6 protein-coding genes and 1 pseudogene are annotated in these 7,037 nt (G+C 36.3%); all 7 read left to right on the top strand.

The window, feature by feature from the left end; all coding sequences use genetic code 11:
- Positions 1-196: pseudogene (locus PG418_RS18785) on the top strand (ATP-binding protein); the annotation flags it as partial.
- A complete protein-coding gene (locus PG418_RS18790; RefSeq protein WP_004844954.1) occupies positions 193-402 on the top strand; it encodes a MerR family transcriptional regulator in 210 nt (69 codons plus the stop codon). The pseudogene PG418_RS18785 and the gene PG418_RS18790, both read left to right, overlap by 4 nt.
- Before the next feature lie 134 nt (positions 403-536).
- Entirely contained in the window at positions 537-1,736 is a 1,200-nt protein-coding gene (locus PG418_RS18795; protein ID WP_498837867.1) for a site-specific integrase, read from the top strand.
- A 479-nt stretch (positions 1,737-2,215) separates the two neighbouring features.
- Positions 2,216-2,419 (top strand): ribbon-helix-helix domain-containing protein, encoded by a 204-nt coding sequence (locus tag PG418_RS18800; protein WP_498837868.1) that lies wholly within the window; start codon positions 2,216-2,218, stop codon positions 2,417-2,419.
- Positions 2,419-4,062: an Alw26I/Eco31I/Esp3I family type II restriction adenine-specific DNA-methyltransferase gene (locus tag PG418_RS18805; protein WP_498837869.1), complete on the top strand. Its 1,644-nt coding sequence runs from the start codon at positions 2,419-2,421 to the stop codon at positions 4,060-4,062. Before PG418_RS18800 ends, PG418_RS18805 begins: the two co-directional genes overlap by 1 nt.
- A gap of 13 nt (positions 4,063-4,075) precedes the next feature.
- Positions 4,076-5,245, top strand: a complete 1,170-nt coding sequence (locus PG418_RS18810) for a DNA cytosine methyltransferase (protein WP_448861503.1) — start codon at positions 4,076-4,078, stop codon at positions 5,243-5,245.
- 149 nt (positions 5,246-5,394) lie between these two features.
- Complete coding sequence (locus tag PG418_RS18815) at positions 5,395-6,918, top strand: IS1182 family transposase (RefSeq protein WP_498837870.1); 1,524 nt, start codon at positions 5,395-5,397, stop codon at positions 6,916-6,918.
- Positions 6,919-7,037: the final 119 nt, after the last annotated feature.

A 7,037-nucleotide genomic window follows, 5' to 3' on the forward strand; every position in this document is an offset into this window, starting at 1 on the left:
TACGACCAATCTTCCGCTGAAAGAAATAAAAAGCGAGACCATGTTAGATAAAAGACGTATCTATGACCGTATTTTAGAAATGTGTACACCCGTGTATGTTGGAGGCACAAGCAAACGAGAAGCGATTGCAAGTATGAAAATGGAGAAAGCGAAAACGCTGTTGAACACAAACAGAGGGAAGGAGGAATGCGAATGAATCATACAGAAAAAACAATACCTGTTTGGAAGAAATATTCTTTAAATGTTTCCGAAGCAGCAGAATATTACGGAATTGGAGAAAAGAGATTGAGACAAATCGCAGGTGAAAATGAAGGAGCAGATTTTATTTTGGAAGTTGGTTCGCATATCCGGTTCAAAAGAAAATTATTTGAAGATTATCTGGACACAGCCAGTACAGTTTAAGTGACAGAATAGAAGAAATAGTAATGAAAATAATGTTCATTTTATCTTAGCGAAGAGAAGGTCTTGTGGTATAATGAATAAACCGAGACGGTCTTCCAAGTTAAATGAGCATTTAATGAAGGAGACGAAATATTATGAGTGAAAAAAGGAGAGATCATAGAGGACGTATATTACACAATGGAGAAATACAGTTATCTGATGGCAGATATCGATTTAAGTATGTCGATGAGATGGGAAAGGAGCGCTGCGTATATAGCTGGCGCTTAGACCATAACGATGCAACTCCGAAAGGAAAGCGCCGTACTTTGTCGCTTCGAGAGATGGAGAAGAAAATCCAGGCGGATCATTTCGAGCAGATTGCAACAAATGGCGGAAATATGACGGTACTGGAACTGGTTGAAAAATATATATCAACCAAAACCGGTGTCAGACCTACTACAGTTGCAGGATATGGAACAGTTATCAATTTATTGAAGAAAGATCCATTTGGAAAAAGAAGGATTGATACGGTTCGGATTTCGGATGCAAAATGTTGGCTGATACATCTTCAGCAGGTAGAAAAGAAAAGCTATAGTTCCATCCATTCGATTCGAGGAGTTCTTCGACCGGCATTTCAATTGGCAGTGGATGATGACCTGATCAGGAAAAATCCATTTCAGTTTCAGCTAATGGAAGTGGTCGTGAATGACAGTGTGACAAGAGAGGCAATCAGCAGAGCGGAGGAGCGTAAGTTTTTACAATTTGTAAAGGATGATGCACATTTCAGTAAATACTATGAAGGTATTTATATATTGTTTAAGACGGGGCTTCGCATCTCAGAATTCTGCGGGCTGACGATTTCTGATATTGATTTCAAGGAGCATACGATCAACATCGATCATCAATTGCAGAAAAAATCAAAAATCGGATATTATATTCAAGAGACTAAAACAACCAGCGGAACGAGAAAGATACCTATGACTGCAGATGTAGAGGAATGTTTTCGGAAAATAATAGAAAAACGAAACCCGCCCAAAGCAGAGCCTATGGTAGATGGAAAAAGTGGATTCTTACACTTTGATAAAAATGAAAGTATCTGCTATTCCCTGCACTGGGAGCATTATTTCCAACATATCGTTCAGAAGTATAATAATACTTATAAAGTACAGATGCCTGTCATTACACCGCATGTATGTCGGCATACCTATTGCTCAAATATGGCAAAATCCGGAATGAATCCAAAAGCATTGCAATATTTGATGGGCCACTCAGACATCAGCGTAACGCTGAATACATATACGCACGTAAATCTTGAGGATGCCAGGGAAGAAGTTGCCCGGATTCAGGTTGTGTAATTACGATTTTTAATTGAAAATAGCAAGGTGTAAAATAGAAAAACATACACCTTATTTTACACCTTTTGCGGACGATATTATGCGAAAATAAACCAGGTTATGCCAGAAAAGAAAAATTCACAAAGGCTTACAAAGCCCGAAAAACTAAGAAATGCGAGGTTATGCAACAATGATAAAAGTACTTTTTATCTGCCACGGCACTCCAGTTTTATGATAATGCATACCTTCGCAGACTGGGGCAATACAGGGCAGAATATAGCGGAAAGCCTTGGAATTACTACGGTTTCGACTACTAAAGCTTATGCAAAAAAATGAATATAATCAAAGAAATAGCCACTATTCGTTAATAGTAATCTACTACGAAAAGTGGTTATTTCTTTGGTACTGATAAATTATATTTTTTGTATTACAAAAAAGACTTGACATTTTGTATTACAAAAAGTATAGTATATAATATCGTAAGAAGGAGGCGAGGAAACATGAAAAAGATGGGAAGACCGAAAGGGGAAAATAATAAAGATTATGTATGCACAATTCGTATGGATAAAGAAACCCTTAATAGGTTAGAAACTTATTGTCGTTTGATGAATGTTGCCAAATCTGAAGCGATACGGGATGCTATTGGTAAACTTGTCGAGGAAGAAAGTATGACTATAGCGGGAATGCAAAAAGGAGAAGAATAATGGATCCTGTTAGCGAAATGAAATTGCAAATATTTAGCAACCAATATTATGATTTTGTCGATTCTTTTGCTAAATCAGATTTTGAAAGTGGTAAGATTCTTGGAAAATATTATACAGAAGTATCAATTGCAGAAAATATGATAAAGGATTTGCTGATAAAATATAAACTTCCAGATAATATAACAACAATACGAGTTATAGATCCATTTTGTGGAGATGGAAGATTAATAACGATTCTGTTATCACAAGTAGCCAAGTTGGACAGATATAAAAAAAAGTCGTATGAAATTGTTATATGGGATATAGATGGAGATGCATTAAAGAAGGCAAAAAATTCAATTAGTAAGATAATTGAAAAATTGGGAATTGAAGCATCTATTAGAGCGGAAAAAGTCGACGCATATGTGATGTATTCGATAGAAGAGGAAAACTTTAGCATATGTGTTACAAATCCACCATGGGGATTGTTAAAACCACAAAAAATATTTAATGAACGCTATACACAGAAAGAAATAGAGGATTATAAGAAGTCAATAGCTTTATATGATGATTATATGAAAAGTGAATTTCCATTATCACAGCCTACAAAAAAATTTGGAAAATGGGGAACAAATTTGGCAAGAACTGGGGTTGAAGTGGCACTGAAATTAGTGTCTAATGGTGGGATTTGTGGGATAGTATCACCTGCGTCATTATTTAATGATCAAGTATCTGTTCCCTTGAGAAGATGGATATTTGAGAGGCATGATGTTTATTCGATATGTTACTATCCGGCTGAGTTAAAATTGTTTGGCACAGCGGATATATCTAGTATTACGGCTGTCATTGAAAAAAATCAGGGATGTAAGTTGCCATATGTAAAAATATATAAAAATGTAACAGAACACGAGAGTATGCAATTGACAGAAGAAGATTTGGATTATTTAAGGAAAAATCAGTATTCGTTACCTTTGGAATTTGGATTTACAGCAATTGATTTGTATAAATATTTGGATAAGTTACCGACAGTGTATGAGTTTTGCCAAGAACATCATTTTAGGTTTGTACGAGAATTAGATGAAACGAGAGTTGCTGAAAAACTATGTCCAGACGGTAAGATTGTATTTGCAAAGGGATATATGGTTGACCGCTATCAATTTAATGAAGATGGCTTGTACTTAAATGAAGAAAAAGTTTGTCCACCAATTACTGTTGATGGATGGAAACTTGTATGGCGGGATGTTTCGCGTAATTCACAGAAACGAAGGATTAAAGCAACCATTCTTAATCCGGGGTGTATTGTTGGAAATTCATTAGGAGCAATATGCAATATGAATGAAGCAGAAAATACATTTTTATTTTCATTGTTAGCTGTCATGAATTCAATTGTTTTTGAATTTCAAGCCAGAGGACAACTTGTAAGCAATCATGTTTCGGCAGGAGTTATTAAACAATTAAGAATTCCAGTGCAAATGGATGATGAAAGATTGCAGGAATTAGTCTGCAATAATATGAAAACAAATAAATTAGAATGGGAAATAGAGATCCGTGTTGCTCAGTTATACGGAATTAGTAGGGAACAATTTTTGAATATAATTAGTAGATTTGAATTTTCAAGAGAAGAATTAGATGAGCTGAACGTTTTATTAGAATTATATTATTAAGGAGAGAGTTTAAATGATTTTTAACCATTATGCTGCAAAATTAAGTGATTTGGATATGCAAATTGTCAATTGTGTCCCGCCGGGAGGGAACTGGAAAGATATTCCGGAAACAATTCCTTCACAAAGACTGGCACAAATACGGGAGAGCTATAAAGCAGGGAAAGGTAGCAGATCTACTTATTATGGACGTTTGCGTCCAGAAATGCCGGCATATACAATTAATACTTATTTTAATCGACCGGGTAATGGGTGCAATATGCATTATGAACAGAATCGCACATTATCACAAAGAGAGGCTGCAAGGTTGCAAACTTTTCCAGACTCGTTTGAATTTAAGGGTTCAATCACTGCGGTGAATAAACAAATTGGAAATGCTGTTCCGGTGTTATTAGCATATCAAATTGCTGAACAGATTCCGTTTAAAGGGCAATTTGTTGACTTATTTTGTGGAGCAGGTGGACTAGCGTTAGGATTTGTTTGGTCCGGTTGGAAACCAGTTATTGCGAATGATATTGATAAGTATGCGATTGAAACACATAAAGCCAATATAGGAGGATTGACAATCTGCGGTGATATAAATGAAGAAAATGTCTTTAATACTATTGTAAATACTGCATTGAAAGCAAAACAAGAACATCCAGATTTGCCATTGTTTGTGCTAGGTGGACCACCATGTCAAGGTTTTTCTACAGCTAATACTAGACGTGGTGTTAGTGATATGCGCAATTGGTTATTCAAGTCATATGCCAAAATAGTAAAAGCAATTAATCCAGATGGTTTTGTGTTTGAAAATGTAAAAGGAATAACAAATTTAGATGGAGGGCGTTTCTTTGAAGTAGTTAAGACGGAATTGGAAACGTGCGTTGACAAAATAAAAATCAATAAAGTGAATGCGGCCGATTTTGGAATTCCTCAACGTAGAGATCGAGTAATAATTATTGGGGGAGATAAGCAACTTGTTGATAAATTTACATTGGTTCCCATAACAGGTGTGTATAAAGAAGGTCAAATTGGAATTTTGCCCCAAATTATTGGAGTTAAAGAAGCACTGAAAGACTTACCAATTATTGCACATGCAGAAGATGGAAGCAAAAAAGAATATATTTATGAGGCTAGTAACCCATTTCAAAGGTTAATGAGAGGAAAAATTCAACCTAGAGAATATCTTGACTCATACAAATAAAAATTGGGGCTGTGAAAAAAGAATAGTCCCGAAAAAAAAGAAAGACCAAGAGTTTATATTGAACTCAAGGTCTTTCTTTCTGTTATAATTAATTTGTGACAAAAAATAATAACATAATCTATTCTAACCCAAAACAGGCAATTTTGCCAATGCTAATTCAAGATTATCTGGACATCTGTGATCCAGTGCTGACTTTTGACAGATTTATGGGAGGAATCGAACTGGAGAAATATCTGAAAAATATTCCGCAACATTATACAGGAAGACTCAGATATGACCCGGTCAGCATGCTGAAGACAGTTTTGTTTGGATTTATGGAGAATGGCTATATATCATTACGTGAACTGGAGGATCAGTGTAAAGTCAATCTCCGCTTCATGTATCTCATGGATCATCAAACACCTTCTTATCGTACCTTCGGTTACTTCATTAACGAGGTACTTGCTGATTCCATTGAAGAGATATTTCAAGACATAAACAAAAAAATTTTCGAGACAGAACATGTGGATCTCCAACACCTATACATCGATGGATCCAAGTTTGAAGCAAATGCGAATAAATATTCCTGGGTATGGAAAAAATCAACAGAAAAATCCAGATACCGTGTCTTCGATAAAATTACTACACTTTTTGCGGAAATCAATGAAGAACTGACATGTACAGGGATAAAGCTTTGTATCAATAGTGAGTATGCGCCAGAGTATCTGAAAGAAGCTGCCGAACAGTATGCAGAAGCCTGGCAGATTGATGAAACTGCGTTTGTTCATGGCAGGGGACATCGCAAAACTACACAGCAACGGCATTATGAGAAACTCAGGGAGTATACTGCTAAGTTAGAAGAATACGTGGAAAAAATCAAAATCTGTGGGGAGGATCGCAACAGCTACTCGAAAACAGATCATTCGGCTACTTTTATGCGAATCAAGACAGATTACATGGGAAATGACCAGCTGCTTCCGGCTTATAATGTACAGGTTGGTGTTGCAGATGAATACATTGCTGTTGTTGATGTAAATCAGTATCGCTCAGATATGGATTGTTTTGTTCCGTTGATGAACAAGTTTTATACTACATATGGCTTTTATCCGAAGTATCCAGTGGCAGATGCCGGATATGGTTCTTACAACAATTATATTTTTTGTGAGCAGCATGGAATAGAAAAGTATATGAAATTCACCATGTTCAAGAAAGAGACTACTGACATGAAGTATCATAAAGATCCATTCCGAGCAGTAAATTTTCCAATCGGGGAAGACGGAATCATGCGTTGCCCAAACGGGAAAAACTTTTATCTTCAGTATCGAAAAAACGTAAAAGGGAACAAGTATGGGCGTCAGGAAGAAGTGTATCAGTGTGAAGACTGCTCCGGCTGTCCATACGCAGAACAATGTAAAAAGACAGACAAAAACCGTACTGTTCGGATCAACCGCGAACTTACAGCGATGCATCAGGAAGTGATAGAAAATCTCGAAAGTATCCAGGGAGCGCTTCTAAGGATGAACAGATCCATTCAGGCAGAAGGTACCTTTGGTATCATGAAAAACGACCGGTGGTACAAAAGAATTGTCCGAAGAGGAATAAAATCTGTATTGCTTGAAGTATTTCTCGTTTCTATCGGACACAATCTTTATAAATATCACAACAAGCAGAAAAAAGTTGCAACTGCCACATAGGATTCATAATGGCATTCTCATGGGGGAAGGGGGATTATACGCTTTTTTGTGAAATATAATTACTGTTGTATTTATAAGAAAAAGGACGCATGAAAAAACTTTCGTTTTTTCACACGCCC

Origin of the sequence: Bariatricus sp. TF06-38A (assembly GCF_027690675.1) — a bacterium.
Classification (GTDB): Bacteria; Bacillota; Clostridia; order Lachnospirales; family Lachnospiraceae; genus Allocoprococcus; species Allocoprococcus comes.